At 48.2% G+C, this 21,699-nt stretch carries 15 protein-coding genes and 1 rRNA gene; 7 read left to right on the forward strand and 9 right to left on the reverse strand.

Annotated elements, in window-relative coordinates; genetic code table 11:
* Positions 1 to 130 precede the first annotated feature (130 nt).
* Positions 131 to 242: ribosomal RNA gene (rrf, locus tag K384_RS07915) — 5S ribosomal RNA — on the forward strand.
* Between the two features lie 474 nt (positions 243 to 716).
* Here rrf and K384_RS07920 read toward each other — a convergent pair.
* Genes K384_RS07920 through mutS form a run of 3 tightly spaced genes read right to left on the reverse strand, consistent with a single transcriptional unit; the run spans position 717 to position 6,534 of the window.
* The gene (locus tag K384_RS07920; protein ID WP_169737631.1) at positions 717 to 2,627 is read right to left on the reverse strand and encodes a GAF domain-containing protein; all 1,911 of its coding nucleotides are present in this window, start codon (positions 2,625 to 2,627) and stop codon (positions 717 to 719) included.
* A gap of 56 nt (positions 2,628 to 2,683) precedes the next feature.
* Positions 2,684 to 3,907 carry an ABC transporter permease gene (locus K384_RS07925; RefSeq protein WP_038031179.1) on the reverse strand — a complete coding sequence of 408 codons (1,224 nt, stop codon included), beginning with the start codon at positions 3,905 to 3,907 and terminating at the stop codon, positions 2,684 to 2,686.
* A complete protein-coding gene (mutS, locus tag K384_RS07930; RefSeq protein WP_038031370.1) occupies positions 3,904 to 6,534 on the reverse strand; it encodes a DNA mismatch repair protein MutS in 2,631 nt (876 codons plus the stop codon). Before mutS ends, K384_RS07925 begins: the two co-directional genes overlap by 4 nt.
* A gap of 80 nt (positions 6,535 to 6,614) precedes the next feature.
* Here mutS and K384_RS07935 point away from each other — a divergent pair, with 80 nt between their 5' ends.
* The gene (locus tag K384_RS07935; RefSeq protein ID WP_038031181.1) at positions 6,615 to 7,160 is read left to right on the forward strand and encodes an RNA methyltransferase; all 546 of its coding nucleotides are present in this window, start codon (positions 6,615 to 6,617) and stop codon (positions 7,158 to 7,160) included.
* On the opposite strand, the gene mtgA is transcribed toward K384_RS07935, so the two are convergent.
* Complete coding sequence (mtgA, locus tag K384_RS07940) at positions 7,146 to 7,925, reverse strand: monofunctional biosynthetic peptidoglycan transglycosylase (RefSeq protein WP_051633243.1); 780 nt, start codon at positions 7,923 to 7,925, stop codon at positions 7,146 to 7,148. The genes K384_RS07935 and mtgA overlap by 15 nt on opposite strands.
* Positions 7,926 to 8,104: 179 nt before the next feature.
* Here mtgA and K384_RS07945 point away from each other — a divergent pair, with 179 nt between their 5' ends.
* Genes K384_RS07945 through K384_RS07960 form a run of 4 tightly spaced genes read left to right on the forward strand, consistent with a single transcriptional unit; the run spans position 8,105 to position 14,752 of the window.
* Positions 8,105 to 8,731 carry a TetR/AcrR family transcriptional regulator gene (locus tag K384_RS07945; protein ID WP_169737632.1) on the forward strand — a complete coding sequence of 209 codons (627 nt, stop codon included), beginning with the start codon at positions 8,105 to 8,107 and terminating at the stop codon, positions 8,729 to 8,731.
* A complete protein-coding gene (locus K384_RS07950) occupies positions 8,728 to 10,092 on the forward strand; it encodes a TolC family protein (protein ID WP_051633245.1) in 1,365 nt (454 codons plus the stop codon). Before K384_RS07945 ends, K384_RS07950 begins: the two co-directional genes overlap by 4 nt.
* Positions 10,093 to 10,127: 35 nt before the next feature.
* Positions 10,128 to 11,264, forward strand: coding sequence for an efflux RND transporter periplasmic adaptor subunit (locus tag K384_RS07955; protein WP_038031183.1), 1,137 nt, complete (start codon positions 10,128 to 10,130; stop codon positions 11,262 to 11,264).
* Between the two features lie 5 nt (positions 11,265 to 11,269).
* Complete coding sequence (locus K384_RS07960) at positions 11,270 to 14,752, forward strand: efflux RND transporter permease subunit (RefSeq protein WP_051633246.1); 3,483 nt, start codon at positions 11,270 to 11,272, stop codon at positions 14,750 to 14,752.
* 92 nt (positions 14,753 to 14,844) lie between these two features.
* Here the strand turns inward: K384_RS07960 and K384_RS07965 are convergent, their stop codons facing one another.
* The 5 genes from K384_RS07965 to K384_RS07985 form a co-directional block, all read right to left on the reverse strand.
* A complete protein-coding gene (locus K384_RS07965) occupies positions 14,845 to 15,216 on the reverse strand; it encodes a TM2 domain-containing protein (RefSeq protein ID WP_038031187.1) in 372 nt (123 codons plus the stop codon).
* Positions 15,217 to 15,283: 67 nt separating this feature from the next.
* Positions 15,284 to 17,812, reverse strand: a complete 2,529-nt coding sequence (locus K384_RS07970) for a hypothetical protein (RefSeq protein WP_038031189.1) — start codon at positions 17,810 to 17,812, stop codon at positions 15,284 to 15,286.
* Between the two features lie 29 nt (positions 17,813 to 17,841).
* On the reverse strand, positions 17,842 to 18,600 hold the full coding sequence (locus K384_RS07975) for a YdcF family protein (RefSeq protein ID WP_038031191.1): 759 nt from the start codon (positions 18,598 to 18,600) through the stop codon (positions 17,842 to 17,844).
* 94 nt (positions 18,601 to 18,694) lie between these two features.
* Positions 18,695 to 20,320, reverse strand: a complete 1,626-nt coding sequence (groL, locus tag K384_RS07980) for a chaperonin GroEL (RefSeq protein WP_038031194.1) — start codon at positions 20,318 to 20,320, stop codon at positions 18,695 to 18,697.
* Between the two features lie 106 nt (positions 20,321 to 20,426).
* Complete coding sequence (locus K384_RS07985; protein WP_038031381.1) at positions 20,427 to 20,705, reverse strand: co-chaperone GroES; 279 nt, start codon at positions 20,703 to 20,705, stop codon at positions 20,427 to 20,429.
* Between the two features lie 250 nt (positions 20,706 to 20,955).
* Between K384_RS07985 and K384_RS07990 the strand changes: the two genes are divergently transcribed.
* Positions 20,956 to 21,672 carry a hypothetical protein gene (locus K384_RS07990; protein ID WP_038031383.1) on the forward strand — a complete coding sequence of 239 codons (717 nt, stop codon included), beginning with the start codon at positions 20,956 to 20,958 and terminating at the stop codon, positions 21,670 to 21,672.
* Positions 21,673 to 21,699 lie beyond the last annotated feature (27 nt).

A 21,699-nucleotide genomic window follows, 5' to 3' on the forward strand; every position in this document is an offset into this window, starting at 1 on the left:
TAGGTGACAGGTGTAAGCGGTGAGAGCCGTTGAGCCGAGTCATACTAATACCCCGAAAGACTTCTTTGCGTGGTTGTAGTCTTCGATATGAACAGTATGTTGAGAGCTGAAAGGTATTGATAAAGATATTGTTGGTGGCATGAGCGGAGGTGAACACCTCTTCCCATTCCGAACAGAGAAGTTAAGCCCTCCAGCGCCGATGGTACTGGGGTCACACCCGGGAGAGTAGGTCGCCGCCACATGAACACTGAAAGCCCCCTTGGAAAAGGGGGTTTTTTTGTTTTTAGGGGGTATGAGGTGTAAGCCCCAAAACAGCCGGGTTTTTATTCTTCCGTAACTGCCTTTTTGGTTCTTTCGATTTCCTTCTTCCTTCTTCCTTCTTGTCATCTCGAACGGGCACAGCGAGTGAGAGATCTCACCAACCCAAGCCACAGGAAGCAAAAAGGGATTTCCCGCATGCGCTCGAAATGACAAGAGGGGCGCTCAAAATGACAAGAGGGAGTGCCTCGACAGTGTGAAGCGTGGTTTATCGTTCCGAACGGGGCACAGCGGAGCATGTTATTTTTCCCCCCACGCTTCTTGTCATCTCGAACGGGCACAGCGAGTGAGAGATCTCACCAACCCAAGCCACAGGAAGCAAAAAGAGATTTCTCGCATGCGCTCGAAATGACAAGAGGGCGCTCGAAATGACAAGAGGGGCGCTCAAAGGTTTTGCTTTACCCTTTCTTTTTCTTCAGCTCTTCTATTTGGGCTTTTAGTTCGGCAATTTCTTCGTCTTTGACTTTGAGCGCCTGGCGTGCCAGTTTGTCGTCTTGGCGTAACTGATGAATTACCCGCCGCAATTCGTCGCGCTGTCTTTCCAGTTCGGCCATCTTCACACGTAAAGTTTGCATTTCTTGCTGCGCTTCTTGCAATTGGTTTTTTAGCTGCTTTTCCCTTTTATAGACACTTTCAAGGCGTGACTCATATTCATTTCGCAATCTTTCTATCACCTCTCTTTGTTCTTGCTCCCGTTTGGCGAGCGCTTCTTGAGTAGCAGCCAGCTCTTCGAGGTTTTGGCGCATCTCTTCTTCTTGTGCCCGCATTTGTTGGGCAGTTTCTTGTGCTTCTTGTAGCAGTTTGCGGGTTTGTTCAGCAATTTGCACAGAAGCGATGGACATGGCTACGGTTTCAGCTACCTCTTCGACGAAGGCGATTTCATGAGGTTGAAATTCGCGAAATGAAGCCAGCTCCAGCACACCAAACACGGCTTGTTCTGTTTTTAGTGGCACTGCCAGCAACATTTTAGGTTTACTTTCACCTAAACCGGAACTTATTTGCAAGTAGCCTTCCGGCAGGTTGCGCAAAATGATTTTGTCTTTTTCATATACGACTTGTCCGATTACGCCCTCTTCCAGTTCGAACTGAACTTCATCGAAACGGCGGCGGTCATAAGCATAGCAGGCTGCCATGCGAATATAGCGCCTTCCGGTTTTTTCTTCTTCTACCACATAGAAAGCCCCATGCACAATGTCTAAGTAGCGTATGAGTTCATAAATCACACGATAGCCAAACTCGTCGATTTCTTTGAACTCGGTGCGCGATAGTTCATTAAAAATAGCGATGCCACGGTTGTGCCATTCTCTTAACTTGGCTTCTTCGTCGATACGTTTGAGGTTGTCGCGCATTTCAAGCAATGCTTTCCCCAGCAGGTCTTTATCGCTGCGTGCTTCGAATGCTACATCGAAACGGTAATGCCCTATTTCGTCTGCAAAGTGCGCTGCATTGCGCAGGCTGTTGCTTAGGGCATTGATGCTTTGGGCCAATTTGCCTACCTCGTCTTCTTGCCTTATGTGCAGGTGAATATTGACATCGCCTGCTGCCAATCGCTCGGCGGCGGCTGCAATACGGCGTATGGGGGTAATGAGTGACTGCTTGAATTGAATGTAGGTAACAACGAAGAGGCCTACGTAAATGAGGAAGGCAATGATTAGGTTTTGTGTGGCACGGCTCTTGGCATCATAGTAGGCGGCCGCTAAAATGTCGCCCAGTTCGGAGGTTTGCTTTAGCAGATTAAAGCTATTGTCGCGTATGTACACGATGGCTGCCTGCCTGTCGCGATTGGGCACTTTTCGTACTGTGTATTCCACAATGCCAAACTCGTTATAGCTGCTGTCTATAGCAGGCACGGTGGGCTCTTGCGTAATAAGAATATCGAGCTGTTTCTTATAGTTGTTCCATAATACTTCTACCTCCATCAGCTTGTTTTGTGCTTCGCCACGCACGGGCGGCAGTTGCAGGCGTTTTTGTGTGATATACACCTCGCCGCCTTCTTTGAGGATGTCGAGCCGGTTTTGAAAAGCAATGGCTTCCTGTTCTATTTTTTTTGTGAGTTGCATTTCGCCGGCAGCAACCTTTTCTGCCCAAGAGGCCATCTGTTGTACGCTCAACTCATTGCGCCGGGCTACTTCGCTCCAAGCATGATGGCGGGCAAGATAGTTGGTCAGGTAAAAAACCAGTAAGTAACTTGCCAGGGTGAGGACTACCAAGGCAATGAGCAACAAAGTGGCTTTCGCTTGAATTGAGTTGAATTTGATGGACGGCAAAATGCCTCTTTGTATATAGCTCTGTGTAGGTTGTTGCTTCATGGCGTGTGGCGATTTCATTGCAGCTCTATAAGCAAGTTAATCATTTTGTTGAAATTTTAAAGCCGCTCTATACGAAATGAGCGGGCGGCTTTTTGTGCAGGGATATACGACAAAACAATGGTGAGTAATATCATGCAAAGACCTACGGTGCACACATCTTGCCAGGCCAAGCGCACAGGATACGCTTCGACGATGCTGCTGACAACGCCCATTTTAATAAAACCGTAGCGCTCCTGAAGCCATACAATAAAACTGCCGAGCAGAATGCCGCTTAAAGCACCGCTAAGCCCAATCATGGCGCCTTGCAACAAGAAAACATGCCGGATGAAACGCTCCGGGGCGCCCATGCTGCATAAAATGCTTATGTCTTTTGATTTTTCTATGACCACCATGGATAGTGTGTAAAATATATTAAGGGCAGCAATCAATAAAATAACGCCCAATGCCAAGCCGGCAAAGAGCTTCTCCGTACGGATGGCACGCAGGATATCGGCTTGCTGCTCTTCCCGGTCAAGTACCAAAAAAGCATCGCCCAATCGCTTTTTTAGTTGAGTTTTCAGAGCAGCGACTTTTCCCTGCTTGGCTTTGATTTCGAGTGCCGAGCGCTCTTGCTCGTATTGCATGAGGGCTTGCGCAAACGGAAGTGGTACCAATATGTAGCGGGCATCTTGCTCAAACTCTACTTCAAAAATGCCGCCTACTTGAATCAGTCCCTTTTGGAGGTCCCGTTCGGTTAGGGTGATTTTTCCCTTGCGGTTCGGATACCATATTTCCAAGGGGTTGATGTCGCCCCATGCATAACTCAAGGTGCGATAAACACCGTAGCCTATGATGGCAAAGTAGTAATCGTCTTCTTGTAGCACAAAGCGCCCTGCTACCATGTGCTTGGGATATTCGCTTACTTCACCGTAATTGTGGCTTACGCCTTTGATACGTGCTACCATTTGTTTTTCATGGTAGCGCACCACGGCTTCATCTTCAATCACTTCGCTAAAAGTATCGATGCCGTCTGTTTGCTTGATTTTTTGCCTGAGGCTGTCGTTTAGTAAAAAGGTTTTTCCTTGGGCGGGCAACACTTTTAAATCAGGATTGAATTTGCTAAACTGTTGGCGTAGCAAGTCTTCCAGTCCGTTGAATACAGACAGCACCAGCAGCATGGCCATTGTGCTGACGCCTACGCCCAGCCAGGCGAGGGTAGTCATGCGGTTGATGAACTTTTGGCGCTTGCGCGAACGGAAATAGCGCCGGGCAATAAGCCAGGTAGTAGCATTTACTTTCATTCGGACTCCATCATTTGTTTTAGCTCGTTGAGTTTCATGAGGGCTTCGAGGGGTGTAAGTGTGTTCAGGTCAAGACCGCCCAGGAACTGTTTTATTTTTTCCCATTGCGGGTCATGGGCTTGGAATATCTGCAGTTGCATGGCAGGACTTGCGGCTGTCAGCCGTTTGGACTTCTTCCGGTGATGCATCTTTTCTTCTTCAAGCAGGCTAAGTACCTCTTCTGCCCGCCGTACGATGCCCGAAGGCATGCCCGCCATCTTGGCAACATGAATACCAAAGCTGTGCTCGCTGCCGCCTTCCTGCAGCTTTCGCAAGAATATGACCTTGTCTTTGAGTTCTTTGACGGCTACATTGAAGTTTTTGACGCGCGGCAAATGCTCTGCCAATTGATTCAATTCGTGGTAGTGTGTGGCAAAAAGGGTTTTGGGACGATAAAGCGGGTGGTTATGCAAGTACTCAACGATGCTCCATGCTATAGAGATGCCGTCATAAGTGCTGGTTCCCCGTCCGATTTCATCCATCAGTATAAGCGAGCGGTCACTCAGGTTATTCATGATGGAAGCCGTTTCGGTCATTTCCACCATAAAGGTGGATTCGCCCTTCGCCAGGTTGTCCGAAGCGCCCACACGGGTAAATACCTTATCTACTACACCAATACGGGCTTGGCTTGCCGGCACGAAGCTCCCCATTTGCGCCATCAGTACAATCAAAGCTGTTTGGCGCAAGAGGGCAGACTTACCCGCCATATTGGGTCCGGTGATGATAAGAATTTGTTGAGTATCGCGGTCAAGGTAAAGGTCGTTGGGCACATAGTGCTCGTCTATGGGCAACGAGCGTTCGATGACCGGGTGCCGCCCTTCCCGGATGTCGATGGTGTGCCCGTCGTTTATTTCGGGGCAGTGGTATCCGTACAATTGAGCAATGTAAGCAAAGTTGGCAAGTACGTCGAGGTGAGCAAGCGCCTGAGCGGTTTGTTGTATGCGTCCGATGTAGGGCAAGGCTTGCTCTACGAGTTGCCGGTAGAGCTGTGCTTCCAGTTCGATGCTTTGTTCTTCGGCACGCAGTATTTTGTCTTCATATATTTTGAGTTCTTCGGTAATGTAGCGTTCTGCGTTGGCGAGTGTTTGCTTGCGAATCCAGTCGTTGGGCACTTTGCTTTTGTGGGCATTGGTTACTTCCAAGTAATAACCAAATACTTTATTGAAACCTATTTTAAGCGAAGGAATTTGCGTGCGAATAATTTCACGTTCCAGGATTTTATCGAGATACTCCTTGCCGTTGTTCATCAGGTTGCGCAGCTCGTCAAGTTCAGCATGGACGCCTTCGGCAATGATGCCGCCCTGTGTGCTGCTGATGGGCGGGTTTTCTATCAGGCTTTTCAATATAAGACCGGCAAGCTCGCGGCAGTCGTCCATTTGTTGCCAGAGGCTGTGCAGCTGATGAAAAGACTGCTCGTGGTCTTCGGCCAGAATTTCTGCCAGCTCATCTTTGATAGGCTGTATTTGACACAGTGCCTTTGCCATGGCGCGCAGTTCACGGGGGTTGATGCGTCCGGTAGCCAGTTTTGATACCAGGCGTTCCAAGTCACCGATGGGTTTCATATGGGCACGTAAAGATTCCAACAGGCTGCGATCGGCATGCAGGGCTTTGACCGTCAGCAGGCGTGCCCGGATGGCTTCGGGCGATTTCAAAGGAAGCACTACCCACTTGCGCAGCAGGCGCCCCCCCATGGGGGTTACCGTTTCATCGAGTACGTCAATCAGCGCTACGCCATTTTCGTGTTGCGGGCGTAAAAGCTCAAGGTTTCGAATGGTAAAGCGGTCAAGCCATACGTATTGCTCTGCTTCGATGCGTGCCAGATGGCGTATGTGGGCAATGTGGTGGTGTTCTGTGATGCTTAGGTAGTGAAGAATGGCACCGGCAGCCGTAACCCCCAGCGGCAAGTGTTCAACCCCAAAACCTTTGAGGGTCGTTACTTCAAAATGACGACAAAGGGCATCTTCGGCAAAGTCAAGAGTGAACACCCAGTCATCGAGGTATTCCACATTCCACTCACTGCCAAAGAGCAGCGGAAACTCTTTTTTGATAGGTTGAGGAAAAAGGATTTCGGCAGGGGCAAAGCTCTGTAATAACTTTTCCACATAGGCAAGGCTGCCTTGCCCGCTCATAAACTCACCTGTGGAAATATCGAGGAAAGCCACGCCAAACTGTTCGCCTTCTTTACAAATGGCGCAGAGGTAGTTGTTTTTCTTGGTTTCCAGCACTTGGTCGTTGAGCGAGAGCCCGGGAGTAACCAATTCTGTAACCCCCCGTTTGACAATGCCCTTTGCCTGCTTGGGGTCTTCGAGTTGGTCACAGACAGCCACCCGCTTGCCTGCTTTGATAAGCTTGGGCAGGTAGTTGTCGAGTGCGTGGTGCGGGAAACCGGCCAGTTCTACTTCCGAAGCAGCTCCATTGGAACGTTTGGTAAGCGTGATGCCCAATATACGGCTGGCTTGAATGGCATCTTCGCCAAAAGTTTCATAAAAATCACCCACACGAAACAGCAGGATAGTATTCGGATATTTCTTTTTGATTGCATAATATTGCCGCATCAAGGGCGTTTCTTTGGTCTTGCTTTTTGCCATAACGCTTTTGCTGATTCCTTCACTCATTTGATACACTACCAACAAAGTTACGTCTTTTTACACTTTCAATCCCGAAGAGAATGATACGCAAGCTGCAGCTCGAAGAACTCGGAAGAGTAGATGTAGATACTTTTAAAAATCAGCCGAAGCACCCGGTGGTGTTGGTGCTCGACAACTTGCGCAGTGCCCACAATGTAGGGGCTGCTTTCCGCACCGGCGATGCTTTTGCCGTAGAGGCGCTATATCTTTGTGGCATTACGCCGCAACCACCCCATAAAGAAATCCATAAGGCAGCCCTGGGGGCTACCGAGTCGGTAGAGTGGCACTACTTTGAGCAGACAGCCGAGGCGATCAAGCTACTTAAAGAACAGGGCTATCGCATTGTGGGGGTAGAACAAACCGACAGCCCCACTTATTTGCAGGACTTTCGCCCTGCCGCAGAAGAAAAATACGCTTTTGTGTTCGGCAATGAGGTGTATGGCTTGTCGGAAGAAGTGCTGCCCTTGCTGGATATGGCGCTTGAAATTCCGCAATTTGGCACCAAGCATTCGCTGAATGTGTCGGTAACGGTGGGTATTGTTTGCTGGCATTATTGGCAGCATGCTTTTGCTTCAAAAACGCCTTAAATCTCGAAGATAGGCATAGCCGCCAAGCAAATGCACCTGGCGTATGATATGTTGCTGCCGGCGGTAGAGCCAGGCGGAAGGGCGCCCCGGGTTCCAGCGTATGGGATTGGGCAGACCGGCAATGAGCAGCGCCGATTCATATAAGTTAAGCTTTCGTGCCGGCTTGTGAAAATAACGTCGTGCGGCTGCTTCTACCCCGAAGCACCGGGGCCCCGTTTCCGCTACGTTTAAATACACTTCCAATATACGCTGCTTGCCCCATATGAATTCAATGGCATAGGTAAAGTACACTTCCAACGCTTTGCGAAAATACCCCCCACCTTGCCATAAAAATACGTTTTTAGCCACCTGTTGGCTGATGCTGCTGCCGCCACGCAAAGGCAAGCCCCTCTTTTTTCGCCATTGGTTTTCGCGATAAGCTTGGCGTACAGCTTCCCAGTCAATGCCCCAATGAGAAGGAAAGCGCTGGTCTTCAGAGGCTACGGCGGCTATTTTAACATATGGCGACATGTGTTCATAAGACACCCATTGATAATTGATGGAGCATCCCCGGCAGCTTATCTTGCGCTGAAGCATGGTGAGCGTATAGGGCACCGGCAGCCATTTGAGTATAAAAATGTAAAAATGAACCGATAAAAGTACATATATCGCAAAGCTTCGCAACTTCTTATATAACCGGTGACGCCCCTGCTTATCCTCTACGGCAGGCGCCGGAATAACCGGAATGCTTAATATATCATTTGGAAAAGTGTTTTGTGTTTCCATAGATTCTATGGTTTTGCTTTTCAGTGACTTGCGAAGATAAACACACTTTATCGATTAAAAAGTGCATTCTGTTGTGGAATCTTATACAAAGGCGAGTACTTTTGATACTATGAAAACTTTTGTGGTTTTAAAAGTTTTCATAGTTTTGTGCGTACCGTTTGAAACCAATGGCTTATTACATGGAAGAAGCAAAAGAAAGAGTGATACAAAAGGCCGATGAGCTATTTCGCATGTATGGCTTACGCAGCGTGACAATGGACGATTTGGCCAGGGCCTTGGCTATGTCGAAACGAACACTTTACCAGCTGTTTAAAGACAAACGGGAATTGGTGAAAGAAGCCATCAGCTGCAAGATGGAGGAAGACTATTGTGTGGTAGAAGAGGCACGCAAAAAGGCTCAGAATGCCATAGAAGAGATTGTTTTGATATTCCAACATTTTCGTACGGTCATTGCCACCTTAAAGCCTACTTTTTTGTATGAACTGGAGCGCTACTTTCCGGAGGCGTGGCAATTCTTTCATCAGTATAAAAATGAGGTGATTCGCGAACAGGTGGAAAGAAACCTGAAGCGCGGCATAGCAGAGGGGGTTTATCGCTCTGACATCCGCCCCGACATATTGGCAGCCATGCGGGTAGAGCAAGTATTTATTGTCTTCAACCCGCAGGTGTTTCCGCCCGAAAAATTTCACTTCGTAGAGGTGCAGGAAGAACTGCTCAAACATTTTATCTACGGCGTGTTGTCCGAAAAAGGCTTACAACTTGTCAAACAATATGAAGAAGAAGGAAAACTATGGTTAAACAAATGAAAAAATACCTCTTTGTGGCACTGCTTTCTTGTGCATCTTGGGTAAGTTATGCACAAGAAGAGCGCAATCCGGAGCAGGCTGCCACCATGAGCTTGCAGGAGTGCATAGAGTATGCCTGGGAGCAAAATGCCGCTATGCGCAAAGCGCAGTACGACGTGCAGAAAGCAACCGCGCAGGTGCGTGAAACCGTGGGGGTGGGCTTACCCCAAATCAATGGGCAGGCTCAGTTTATCGACAACATCAACGTGCAGCGCTCTTTTATTCCTGCTGAGTTTTTTGGAGGGGAGCCCGGCACTTTTATGCCCGTTACTTTCCAGCCGAAGTACAACAGCAATGCTTCCATTACGGCCACCCAATTGATTTTCAACGGCTCTTACTTCGTGGGCTTGCAGGCATCGCGTGCTTACAAGGAATTTTCCGTGCGTCAATTGGCAGTCAAGAAAGTAGAAGTGGCACAACAAGTTTCCAAAGCTTATTTAAATGTACTGATCAATGAAGAGCGCTTGGGCTTGTTGCAAGCCAACTTGCAGCGCCTCGACTCGTTGCTTATCCAAACCAAAGCGCTGAATGAAGCAGGTTTTGCAGAGGAGATAGATGTATTCCGGGTGGAAGTAGCACGCAACAACCTGCGTGCCGAATATGAAAAGGTGAGCCGCCTGGTGAATTTGAGCTATGTGCTTTTGAAGTTCCAAATGGGCATGCCCTTAGAGCAAGACCTGAAATTATCACAAACGCTTGCCGATTTTCAGTTGAGCGTAGTGACCCAAGAAATGCTGCAAGCGGAAGCAGCGGTAGAGAACCGGCCGGAGTACAAGCTCACCGAGCAGGCCATTCACTTGCAAGAGCTGAACAAGAAAAACGTGCTTTCCGGCTACCTGCCTACGCTTAGCGCCTTTGCTACTATAGGTGCCAACTTCGCCGGACAGAATCTGGATGGATATACCGACTTCGAAAACCGCTGGTTTGAGTATTCGCTCGTTGGGCTGCGCTTGGACGTGCCTATCTTCGACGGCTTGCAGAAAAAATACAAGACACAGCAAAACAAAATAGAAATTGCCAAGTTGGAAGAAGACAAACGCCAGCTGACCCAAGCCATTCAAATGGAGGTCATGCAGGCACAAATCAACTTCCAAAATGCCATCAGCTCATTGGAGGCACAAAAGCGCAACCTTGAACTTGCCAAAGAAGTGGCCCGCATTGCAGCCATCAAGTATCAGGAAGGCGTGGGTTCCAACTTGGAAGTGATCGATGCAGAAACAGCCTTCAAGGAAGCAGAAACAAACTACTACAATGCCTTGTATGAGGCATGGAGTGCCAAAATCGACTTAGACAAAGCCTTAGGTACATTGGTTCAAGAATAAAACACAAGACTCATCCTTTAAAAACGCACATCGATATGAAACGAATTTTGATAGCCATAAGCATCCTTGCTTTTGCAGTGGCCTGTGGTGCCAAAAAAGACGACTTGGCTGCCAAACGGGAGCAGCTTATTCAGAAAAAGAAAGAGCTGGCAAAGCTGGAGGCAGAAGTAAAAGCCTTGGAAAAAGAAATTGCTGCGCTGGACCCGGCTTTTAAAGAGGAGCTCGAAGACCGCACCTTGATAACCACTTTGCCGGTGGTGCGCACCACCTTTGCCCACTACATAGAAGCACGCGGCAGCGTAGAGGCCGAAAAAAATGTGCTGATTACACCGCAAACCGTGGGCAAAATCGTGAAGATATATGTAAAAGAAGGGCAGGTGGTGAAGCGCGGACAGGTGATTGCCCGCCAAGATGTGGACGTTATCTTGAAGAACATAGAGCAAGTAAAGTCTCAATTAGAACTGGCCACCACGCTTTTTGAAAAACAAAAGCGCTTGTGGGAGCAAAAAATAGGCACCGAAGTGCAGTACCTGCAAGCAAAAACCAATAAAGAGGCGCTGGAACGCCAATTGGCAGCTTTGCAGGCGCAAGCTGATTTGGCGGTTATCCGTGCACCTTTTAGCGGCATCGTAGATGAGGTTTTTGCCAAAGAAGGCGAGGTGGCCGCACAAGCAACCCCCATTGCACGCTTGGTAAGCCTCAATGAAATTAAAGTGGTGGCAGACTTGTCCGAAGCTTATTTGAACCAAGTAAAGACCGGCGACGAAGTGGTGGTAGAGCTACCCACTTTGCAAGAAACACAAAAAGCACGCATCACTTACATAGGACAAGTGATAGACCCCACCAACCGCACTTTCCGGGTAGAAGTAGCCTTGCGCAATCCTAATGGAAAAATCAAGCCTGAAATGGTGGCTATAGTCAAGCTCAAAGACAGCGAAGTGCCCGACGCCGTGGTAGTGCCCGTGAGCCTTGTGCAGGAAGATGCCAACGGAAAGTTCGTGTACATTGTAGATACTACCACACAGACCGTGCAGCGCCGCAACATTGAAATAGGCAGTGTGTACGATGGCAAAGCACAGGTATTGAAAGGCTTGGAAGGCAACGAAGTGCTGGTGAATGAAGGATTCCGTTTTGTGTCGGAAGGTAAAAAAGTGAAAATCGCCAAATCTTAACGACCATGAGCGCCAACAAACAAAATATAAACGAGCAAAAGCCGGATATCAAAAAAGAGTTCGGCTTAACCAACCTTGCGGTGGGCAATGTGACCAGCGTGGTGATTCTCACCGTCTTGATTGTGCTTTTTGGGGCAATGTCGTATGTACAAATGCCCAAAGAGACTTTCCCGGAGATTGTGATACCTACTATTTACGTAGGTACGCCTTACCCCGGCAACTCGCCCATCGATATGGAAAACCTGGTTACACGCCCTATTGAAAAAGAAATCAAATCTATTTCCGGGGTGAAGGACATAAAGTCCACTTCCATTCAGGACTACTCAACCATTATCGTGGAGTTTAACCCCGATGTGGAAGTGGAAAAGGCATTGCAGGATGTAAAAGACGCAGTGGACAGAGCCGAGTTGCCCAACGACTTGCCCTCCGACCCGAATGTGTTTGACATTAACCTTTCGGAAATCCCCATCATGTTCATCAACATATCGGGCAACTATGATGTGGAAACCCTGAAAGAGTATGCCGAGTACTTGCAAGACGAAATTGAAAAGCTGCCCGAAATATCGGAAGCTCCCATACGGGGTGCACTTGAGCGCGAAGTGAAAATAGAAGTGGACCCCTTCAAAATGGAAGCCCGTCAGGTGTCTTTCATGGACATTGAAAACGCCATTAAACAAGAAAACATCACCCTTTCGGGTGGTAATATCAAAGAAGGCGACTTCCGTAGAACCATCCGCATCGATGGCGAATTCAAAAACCGCGAGCAAATAGAAAATATTGTGGTGAAGCAGGAGCGGGGCGAAGTGGTTTACCTGAAAGATATTGCCGACGTGTATGTGGAAAACAGCTATAAAGAACGTGAAAGCTATGCCCGCTCGTCAGGTCTGCCGGTGGTAACTATTAACGTGGTGAAGCGAAGCGGCGAAAACCTGATTGATGCCGCCGACAAAATCAAGCAGATCATTGAAGTTGCCAAGCAGAAAAAATTCCCCGAAGACTTGCAGGTAACCATTACCAACGACCAATCGAAGCGTACGCGCTCGCAGCTGGCAAACCTTGAAAACAGCATCATTTCCGGGGTGATTTTGGTGGTGCTTGTGCTGCTCTTCTTCTTGGGCTTGCGTAATGCCTTGTTTGTGGGCATTGCCATTCCTTTGTCCATGTTCATGTCGTTCATGATACTGGATGCGGCCGGCGTGACTCTGAACCTGATGGTGCTCTTCTCGCTCATCTTGGCATTGGGTATGCTCGTGGACAACGGTATTGTGATTATTGAAAACATCTACCGGCAGTTGGAAGAAGGCAAGCCCATTTTGCAAGCAGTAAAAGAAGGTGTTGGTGAAGTGGCTGTGCCTATCATTGCTTCCACGGTTACTACCGTAGTGGCTTTCGTGCCTTTGGCATTTTGGAGTGGCATCATCGGGGAGTTCATGAAGTACCTGCCCATCACTTTGATTATCACCTTGTCTTCATCTCTTTTTGTTGCTTTGGTTATCAACCCCGCTTTTGCCGTGCTGTTCATGCGCAAAGACGACGCCGACGGCAAAGCGTCGCGCAGCCCGAAAACCATTAAAGTGGGCATAGCCCTTACGCTGATTGGACTTGCATTCTTTGGATTGAAGCTTGCCGGTGCGCTAAGCACTTTCACCCTTCCCAACATCTTCGTAACTGCCGGTTTGCTTACCCTGATTTATCAATATGCGCTTATTCCGGCGACGCACTGGTTCCAGGACACCCTGTTGCCCGGCATCGAAGCGGTTTACTCGCGTTTTATACGCTTTGCCCTTCGTGGACGGAACCCCTATTACTTCCTCGGAGGCACCTTCTTACTGTTGATTTTCTCTATTATGCTGTTGGGTATCAGCGCACCCAAAGTGAACTTCTTCCCTGTGAATGAGCCGGAGTACATCAACGTATTTATAGAAAAGCCGATTGGTACCGACATCGAAGCAACCAATCGTCAGGTAGAGCAGATAGAAAAAGACTTGATGGAGTTGCTCAAGCCCTACGATTTCATGATTGAGTCGTTTATTGCACAGGTAGGAGCAGGTACCGGCGAAGATGGCTTCGGTAGTCAAGGGGGAAATACACCACATAAAGGCAAAATCACCATTAGCTTCGTGGACTATGAGTTGCGCAAGGGCGTATCTACTGCCAAGCTGATGGAGGACGTGCGCCGCGCATTGAACAAATACCCGGGCGTGGTTATTACGGTAGAGAAAAACCGCAGCGGACCACCTGTTGGTAAGCCCATCAACATAGAGGTGGCAGGCGAGGACTACGATAAACTCATTGCCATCTCTCAACAAGTGATTAACCGCATTGAGGCGGCGGGCATTCCGGGCATTGAAGAGCTGAAAACAGACCTTGAAACCGGCAAACCGGAATTGGTAGTGGAAATAGACCGCGAGAAAGCACGCCGTTTCGGAGTATCGACTTATTCTATTGCCAATGAAATACGTACGGCACTGTTTGGCAAAGAGGTGTCGAAGTTTAAAGAAGGCGAAGACGAATATCCCATTTATGTGCGCCTGAAGGAAGAGTACCGCCACGACCTCGATGCGCTGCTCAACAAAAACATTACTTTCCGCAACAATCGCGGGCAAATACAGCAAGTTCCCATTTCGGCAGTGGCCAAGGTGCGTTATTCTTCGACTTATGGCTCGGTGAAGCGCAAAGACCTCGACCGTGTCATTAGTATCTATTCCAACGTGAAAGAGGGATACAACGCCAACGAGATAGTGCAGCAAATCAAAAACGAGTTGAAAGACCTGGAGTTGCCTGAGGGCTACTCTGTGAAGTTCACCGGTGAGCAAGAAGAACAACAAAAATCCATGCAGTTCTTGATGAAGGCGTTGCTTATTGCGGTGTTTGCTATCTTCTTGATTATTGTTACGCAGTTCAACTCTATTTCGGCGCCTTTCATCATCATGACTTCGGTGCTGTTTAGTACCATTGGGGTGTTCTTGGGCTTGGTGGCTTTCCAAATGGACTTTGTCGTAATTATGACCGGCATTGGTATCATTTCTTTGGCCGGTGTGGTGGTGAATAATGCCATTGTGTTGATCGACTACACCAATTTGACCCGCAAGCGCCGCAAAGCAGAACTGGGATTGGCAGATGAAGAATTCCTTTCACGCAAGGATTTGGTGGAAGTAGTAGCCAAAGCAGGGCAAACCCGTCTGCGCCCGGTATTGCTGACAGCCATCACTACCGTTCTGGGCTTGATTCCATTGGCTATTGGGTTGAACATCGATTTCTTTGGTTTGTTTGCCCGCTTCGAGCCCAATATTTACTACGGTGGCGACAACGCGCTTTTCTGGGGACCTATGGCTTGGACGGTCATTTTTGGGCTTACTTTCGCCACTTTCTTGACCCTGGTGATTGTGCCGGTGATGTATATGATTGCCGACCGCCTGAAGGCCGGCTTGCGCAAGCGTAAGGTGCAAGCTACAACGGAAGCGAAAGAAGAAGCAATCTCTGTATAACTACATACCTCCTCCTTTTTAAAGGTATAAGAAAAAAGGCGCAAGCATTGCTTGTGCCTTTTTTGCTGTTTAGAAAAACAAAAGGTGTTTTTTTATATCTCCGATAATAGCTTTTGCTTTAAATACTCAAACTCTTCGAAGTTGATGCTCCCTTTTTCATACATGCTTTCCAGCTCTTTCAGTTGCTTGGCAACCAATAAACTTTGTTGTTTGCGTGGAAGCCTCCTCTGCTTTAAACCACCTTTCATCCGGTTTGAAAGAAAGGCGTGGGTATTATACCGGGCATCAAATACATCATCATCCATGAGCAGGAAAGCAATGGTATCGATGATAGAGCCTATGCCAAGCAGTCCGCAAGTCAGCAGGTAAAGAATCCCCAAGCCCGGTTGGTTTAAATAAAACCGGTGTATTCCGAAGTTACCAAACAAGAAAGCAAGTACGGCTGTCAGCAGGCGTTTTTTCATTCTTTTGAACTCAATAGTTTGCTTGTTAGTGTGGTAGCAGCAATAAAAGTTAGCACTTCTTTTCGCTCTACTTTAAAGAAACACGCAACAGCTTGGCGGTGTTTCCATAAATAGCCGACACCTCAACATATTCACCGGCTGAAAGTGCACAGGCATTTTGCACCTTCTCTATACTATTGACTACAAACTCGCCTTTATGGTTGAGCAGGTAGGCAAGAGCTACACCGGGCTCTATCACCAGGAAGTAGTCGCGGTTGCGGTGCCGGAATGCTTGTATTTTCATGTCGTCAGTGGCAGAGAAGCGCTGCTCCCATAGTAAATCGCCTTTGGGCGAATAAAGGCTTAATTCATTTAAGTGTTGCTTTACAATCCAAAAGCCCGATGAGTGGTGCACTATTTTAAAGAAGCTGCCTTCCTTGCGGGGTAGTTGCAGTTTGCTTATAGTGTTGCCTTGGGTGTTCAAAACATGAAGCAACCCTTTTTCGCCAATGATGTAGATGAGTCCGCGCCGGGCATCTACATAATAATCCGTAGGACGTTCAGACAAAGCCACAGGAAAGCCCGCATAAGGCTCACCCCGACGGTTTAACAACAGGCATCCGTTTTCCCGTAGCAAGACTATAAAATAGTCCTTACTTTCATGGCGGAAATGGTGCGTGGGTTGTACCATATGTCCTTCGATGCGCTTGGGGTTCCAGCCTGCCAACAGTTTCCCTTCTTTGTTAAGCAACAAAATTTCGTCGCGGGTATTGTTGATTACCCAGCGATAGTTATGTGAGCCGTCGTAGTCTGCCACACTCAGGTGGCGCAGTTGAGATTGCAGGGGCAAAGGAAGGGGATAGTTTTTGACAGGCCGCCCCAGGCGGTCAAACAAAGCGAGGTGCTGCTCGCATCCAATGAGGTATTGATATTTGTTGTTGTTGTAATAGTCCACCTCTATGGCAGGAGTAACCGGGTTCCCGGGCAGGTTTCTTTTCCAGCGCAGTTTACCCTCTCTCGACAGCAAAGCTATTTCTTGAAGGTCATTCAGCAGCAAAATATCCGGATGGGGGCTTGTGTGGTTTTCTACTCTTTGCACGCCGGTTAAAATACCATCGCCTATTTCCACTGCCCACAGCTGTTCGACTTTTCCGGTGGAAGTTTCGGCAGAAGCGTTGGAGTCTAAAGACATGACAGCTTCTTCCTGCCCCAGCTGAATAAATATTTTGCTTTCGGCGGGGGTCATGTTCAGCTCCAATCCGCGCAGGGCCGGTAAGGGCAGTTGCTGCATCAGTGCGTCGCTGTACTCGTCCGGAAGCTGAATAAAGCAAATATCCTGCTCGGTGGGAATGGAGCGCAGATATTGCATGGTAGATACATTCTTACCCCAGGTGCGCTCCTGCCGGTAGTAATGGATGGCTTCCTCGAGCAGGTCGGCACTGGGCGATACAAGCAAGGAACGTCCTTCATCCAGCAAAGCCCCCCAATAAATGCTCAAATCCGGAAATTGACGGGGCAGATGGGCTTGTAAGGCAGCACGCATGCTGTCGCGAATGGCAAAAACTACATCATGTAAAAATGCTTCGTGCTTGAGGCGACGACAGTGCTCTTCAAGCGCCCCACGGCTCTGCACACTCAAGAAAGCTATAGACCGGCTCTTTTGCAAGCTGTCGGTGTAAAAACACATTTCACCACCTACCCATGGAAGCGGTGGGGCATCCGGTATGGCAGCCGGGTTGCCATAGCCCGGCACAATACTTACTTTGTAAATACTTGTAAGGAAGTCGGGAATCAAATGCACCTGACGAAAGCCGCCGGGTGATACATGTCGCCAACGGTTGAGATCATGTACGGCATAGCCGGGCGTCAAAAAGTTACCGCTAAGCCACCAACCACTGTTTGCGGGTGTCAGCTGTGCATAAATGAGCGTGTTGGCAGCGGGCGCATCGTGAAACAAATGTTCGATGCCTCTTTGAAAGCGCTCGATAAGATGAAAGCGGAAAAAGACGCTAATTGCTTTAGTGTGGTTTTCGGGATGAAAAATGCGCTGTAAACGTTCCGGTTGTCCCCAGTAGTTATGGCGGAGGGTATATTCCAGGTAGTCGGCGGTGAAGCTGACGAGCAGGTAATTCTTTTCCACGCAAAAACTAATATACCGCTTGCTTTGGCGCTCTTCGAGCCGCAAGATGCGGCGTCCTTCCAGTTGATAATCCTCACTGATGAAGTCGCGGGCAAACAAGGATTCTATGTTGGATAAAATACTGCTGCGCTCTTTGTCACGCAGGGGAATGCACAGCACGCCCTTTGTCTGTTGAGGGTTTTGAAAATCAGCGCTAAGCCAGGCGGTGCGTTTGGGGTCGCTTTGCAGTAAAAGGCGCAGCAAGCGCCATGCACTTTCGGGGGTCTGCCGGTTGATGATATAACGCGCATAGGGGCTTTGCTCCAAGTAATTGAGCAGGAGTGCCGTCGTAGGGAAATAAAAAAGCATTTCCTCTTGATGCGGGATGCTTTTTTCGGTAGAATACTGATAACGTTGAGGATAAACCCACAAGAAGTAATAGCTGAGAAACAAAGCAAAAAACAGAAATATCAGTATGGTGATTTTACGCCAATTCATCTTTGGTAGTAAGTTATGTTACAAGCCTTTCAAAGATAATCTAAAATATCGTACACTATATACCCTATCAATTCGTGAATAAAAACGCCCCATAGGGCTATGCTTTGCTCATTGGGGGCTATCCACAGCAGCCAGTATGTTTGTTTTGGGGTGGAATAGAAGTCCACGGGGAAGGGGTCAGCCTCGATGCCTGCCTGACGGAAACAGCCCAGTGCCCGGCGCATGTGAAAAGCAGAAGTGATAAGCAAATAGCGCCCTTGCGGGAGGTGGTCGCGCAAAAGAACTGCTGTATAACGGGCATTTTCAACCGTATTGAGAGCGTAGGGTTCCACAATGATGTCTTTTGCTGGGACGCCTGCCAGCAATAAAACTTGTTTTAACTGCTCTGCCTCGGGCGTTACCGTGCTGTCGTAATTACCCCCGCTAATCAGTATTTTCTTTATGATGCCTTTGCGGTACAAGAGAAGAGCATGCAACAGGCGGTCAGCGCCTCTTTGCATATATACCCGGTCTGCAGGCTGTTGGTGGGTTTGTACAATGCCGGACAGCACAATGCCTACATCGTAAGAGGGCAGCTCATGCAAGGGACGTGGCGGCAATTCCCACCGGCGCATCAGTTGGTTGATAACAAAAGGGTTCGTAAAAAGCAGTAGCAAGCATAGCAACAAAATGCTCAGACGCTTCTTCACGATGGGGCGCCGCACCCATAGCACAGCAGCCGCCAACAGCAGCAGCCATACGGCAGGCATGGCCAGGTAATAGAGCGTTTTCGATAGAACAAAAAACATCGATTTGCAGTTTGAGCATATCACTCCCCTAAAATAAAAAAACGGGCGGCAAATGCCACCCGTTCTACTTTATGAAAGAGGCTTCTGTTTCAGATTACATCATGTCCATGCCGGCGCCGGGCATAGCAGGCGCATCTTTCTTAGGTTCAGGCAGCTCGGCTACCACAGCTTCGGTGGTCAGCAACAACGAAGCGATAGAAGCAGCGTTTTCGAGTGCCAGGCGGGTTACTTTGGTGGGGTCGATGATACCCGCAGCAATCATGTTTTCGAACTTGTCTTCGCGTGCGTTGTAGCCGAAGTCGCCTTTGCCTTCCATTACGCGCTGTACTACCACAGAGCTTTCGGCACCGGCGTTAGAAGCAATGGTGCGCAGCGGAGCTTCCAGCGCAGTGCGGATGATGTTCACACCCAATTGCTGATCTTCGTTTTCTACTTTCACTTGTTCGAGCGCTTCGATAGCACGCACCAAAGCTACACCACCACCGGGCACGATACCTTCTTCTACGGCAGCGCGGGTAGCATGCAGAGCGTCATCCACACGGTCTTTCTTCTCTTTCATCTCTACTTCGGTAGCAGCACCTACATAGAGGATAGCTACACCACCGGACAACTTAGCCAGACGCTCTTGCAGTTTTTCGCGGTCGTAGTCAGAAGTGGTGGTTTCGATTTGAGCTTTGATTTGGTTGATGCGGGCTTTGATGTCCTCAGACTTGCCGGCACCGTTTACGATGGTTGTATTGTCTTTGTCGATGGTTACTTTTTCAGCTTGACCTAAGTACTCGATGGTAGCATTTTCGAGTTTGTAGCCGCGTTCTTCCGAAATCACGGTACCGCCGGTCAAGATAGCGATGTCTTCGAGCATAGCTTTACGACGGTCACCGAAGCCGGGCGCTTTCACGGCAGCTACACGCAAGGTGCCACGCAGCTTGTTCACTACCAAAGTAGCCAAAGCTTCACCTTCCACATCCTCAGCGATGATCAACAGCGGACGGCCGCTTTGAGCTACTTGCTCGAGTACAGGAAGCATGTCTTTGAGCGAAGAAATCTTCTTGTCGGTAATCAAGATGTAAGGACGCTCAAGCTCAGCTTCCATCTTGTCGGGGTTGGTCACGAAGTAAGGCGACAGGTAGCCACGGTCAAACTGCATACCTTCTACTACCTTCACCTCGGTTTCGGTGCCCTTGGCTTCTTCTACGGTGATTACACCATCTTTGCCCACTTTTTCCATAGCGTCGGCAATCATCTTACCGATTTCGCTATCGTTGTTGGCAGAGATGGTAGCTACTTGAGCGATTTCGTTTGAGTTGTCAACGGTTTTAGATTGTTTTTTGAGGTGCTCAACAACAGCTTCTACAGCTTTGTCGATACCACGCTTCAGGTCCATGGGGTTGGCACCTGCTGCCACGTATTTCAAGCCGGCGTTGAAGATGGCTTGGGTCAATACGGTAGCAGTGGTGGTACCGTCACCGGCGTTGTCGGCAGTTTTTGAAGCTACTTCTTTTACCAGTTGTGCACCCATGTTTTCGATGGGGTCTTTCAACTCGATTTCTTTAGCTACCGACACACCGTCTTTGGTGATGGCAGGAGCACCGAATTTTTTATCCAGAATAACGTTGCGTCCTTTGGGACCCAAGGTTACTTTTACGGCGTTTGCCAATGCATCAACGCCTTTTTTCAGCTTTTCGCGAGCATCTACATCAAAAAGAATATTCTTAGCCATAGTTCTTTTCCGTTTTTAAAGGTTAAACATTTACTGTTACTGTAATTATGAATTCAGAAAGCCGGGTTGCGTGTCGTCTTTTTCAGCAATAAAATTACATCTATGCTTAGATGATAGCGTAGATGTCAGACTCACGCATGATGAGGTAGTCTTTGCCGTCGATGTGGATTTCGGTACCGGCATATTTACCGTACAACACGCGGTCACCTACTTTTACGGTCATGGGTTCATCTTTTTTGCCGGGACCTACAGCCACTACCACACCTTCTTGAGGTTTCTCTTTTGCAGTGTCAGGAATGATAATACCGGCTTTAGTTTTTTCTTCTGCGGGTAGAGGTTCCACTACCACACGGTCAGCCAAAGGCTTAATGTTTACTTGAGTCATGTTGTTGGTGTTTTTGGTTTCAACTGCTGCGCTCATAGCACTTACACTTTTTAGAAGTTGAACACTTCGCCCTTGTGTATAGCACTTCTTGTGCCAATTCCCTACTTGTCAGTTGGAAACTGTAAAAATGTCAGGTGTTTCTTACTTTTCTATGTTGTGAATTGTTTTGTGTTGCTTGATTTTTTTGGTAAAATATTTGTCGTTTTGTTGTTTAATGTTTGTCATATTTTACAAAAAAGAGTTTTTAGCTATGAAAAAGTTGAGTGTGGATTGGCTGACAAGTGGTCTGATGGATTTCGAGTACAAGAAGTACCTGCTATTGGCGTATTTGCAAGAAGTGCGCCGCGAGTTTGGAGAAGTAAAGCTGTATCCGGCGCTTTCCGATTTGGTGTTTCACTACCAAAATCTTCTCAATGTCAAAAAAAACAAGACCTTGCTCTATGAGCAATTCCCCCAAATCATCAGCAAGGCAGATTTTGAACGCCTGACTTTGGAATATGAAAAGATAGTGAAGGATGACGAGCTCATGCAGGTGATTGAAGAAATCATCTTATTTGCACTGCCTGAGCTTAAGCGGGTGATGAAAGAAGGCGAAGATATTTATAAATACGTGGAAGAGCATATGGTCTTGTCGCCGGTGGGCATTGAGCCCCTGCGCAATGAAGAGGGCTATTTGCTCTTGCATTTCGACGGCACCGAGGCGGTGCAGGTCTATCTTTATCAAAGCACGCTTTTCGAGCCGAACGAAGAGTACCGTACGGTGCGTTTGAATCTTTTGGAAGAGGTGGAAAAGAGAAAAACAGAAACTTATGAAAGTGTGAAGGTACAGCTCATCAAAAAGTACAAAGACCTGCCGCAGCCTGCTACTTTCTTGATTGTGGCCAAGGTGCAGTGCCCTTTGCAAGAAACGGTGGTGCCCATTGCCCGCCGCCTGCTCATGAAGCATCTGGCACGCTGGGCGGCATAGGCTGACATGCTGTCATATTGTCAGTTT

It is taken from the genome of Thermonema rossianum DSM 10300, from assembly GCF_000426825.1.
Lineage (GTDB): Bacteria > Bacteroidota > Bacteroidia > Cytophagales > Thermonemataceae > Thermonema > Thermonema rossianum.

Bases quoted from the DNA above. Each gene is read 5' to 3' on its own strand.
- K384_RS07920 (WP_169737631.1), bottom strand. From the start codon at position 2,627: ATGAAGCAACAACCTACACAGAGCTATATACAAAGAGGCATTTTGCCG.
- K384_RS07925 (WP_038031179.1), bottom strand. From the start codon at position 3,907: ATGAAAGTAAATGCTACTACCTGGCTTATTGCCCGGCGCTATTTCCGT.
- mutS (WP_038031370.1), bottom strand. From the start codon at position 6,534: ATGGCAAAAAGCAAGACCAAAGAAACGCCCTTGATGCGGCAATATTAT.
- K384_RS07935 (WP_038031181.1), top strand. From the start codon at position 6,615: ATGATACGCAAGCTGCAGCTCGAAGAACTCGGAAGAGTAGATGTAGAT.
- mtgA (WP_051633243.1), bottom strand. From the start codon at position 7,925: ATGGAAACACAAAACACTTTTCCAAATGATATATTAAGCATTCCGGTT.
- K384_RS07945 (WP_169737632.1), top strand. From the start codon at position 8,105: ATGGAAGAAGCAAAAGAAAGAGTGATACAAAAGGCCGATGAGCTATTT.
- K384_RS07950 (WP_051633245.1), top strand. From the start codon at position 8,728: ATGAAAAAATACCTCTTTGTGGCACTGCTTTCTTGTGCATCTTGGGTA.
- K384_RS07955 (WP_038031183.1), top strand. From the start codon at position 10,128: ATGAAACGAATTTTGATAGCCATAAGCATCCTTGCTTTTGCAGTGGCC.
- K384_RS07960 (WP_051633246.1), top strand. From the start codon at position 11,270: ATGAGCGCCAACAAACAAAATATAAACGAGCAAAAGCCGGATATCAAA.
- K384_RS07965 (WP_038031187.1), bottom strand. From the start codon at position 15,216: ATGAAAAAACGCCTGCTGACAGCCGTACTTGCTTTCTTGTTTGGTAAC.
- K384_RS07970 (WP_038031189.1), bottom strand. From the start codon at position 17,812: ATGAATTGGCGTAAAATCACCATACTGATATTTCTGTTTTTTGCTTTG.
- K384_RS07975 (WP_038031191.1), bottom strand. From the start codon at position 18,600: ATGTTTTTTGTTCTATCGAAAACGCTCTATTACCTGGCCATGCCTGCC.
- groL (WP_038031194.1), bottom strand. From the start codon at position 20,320: ATGGCTAAGAATATTCTTTTTGATGTAGATGCTCGCGAAAAGCTGAAA.
- K384_RS07985 (WP_038031381.1), bottom strand. From the start codon at position 20,705: ATGACTCAAGTAAACATTAAGCCTTTGGCTGACCGTGTGGTAGTGGAA.
- K384_RS07990 (WP_038031383.1), top strand. From the start codon at position 20,956: ATGAAAAAGTTGAGTGTGGATTGGCTGACAAGTGGTCTGATGGATTTC.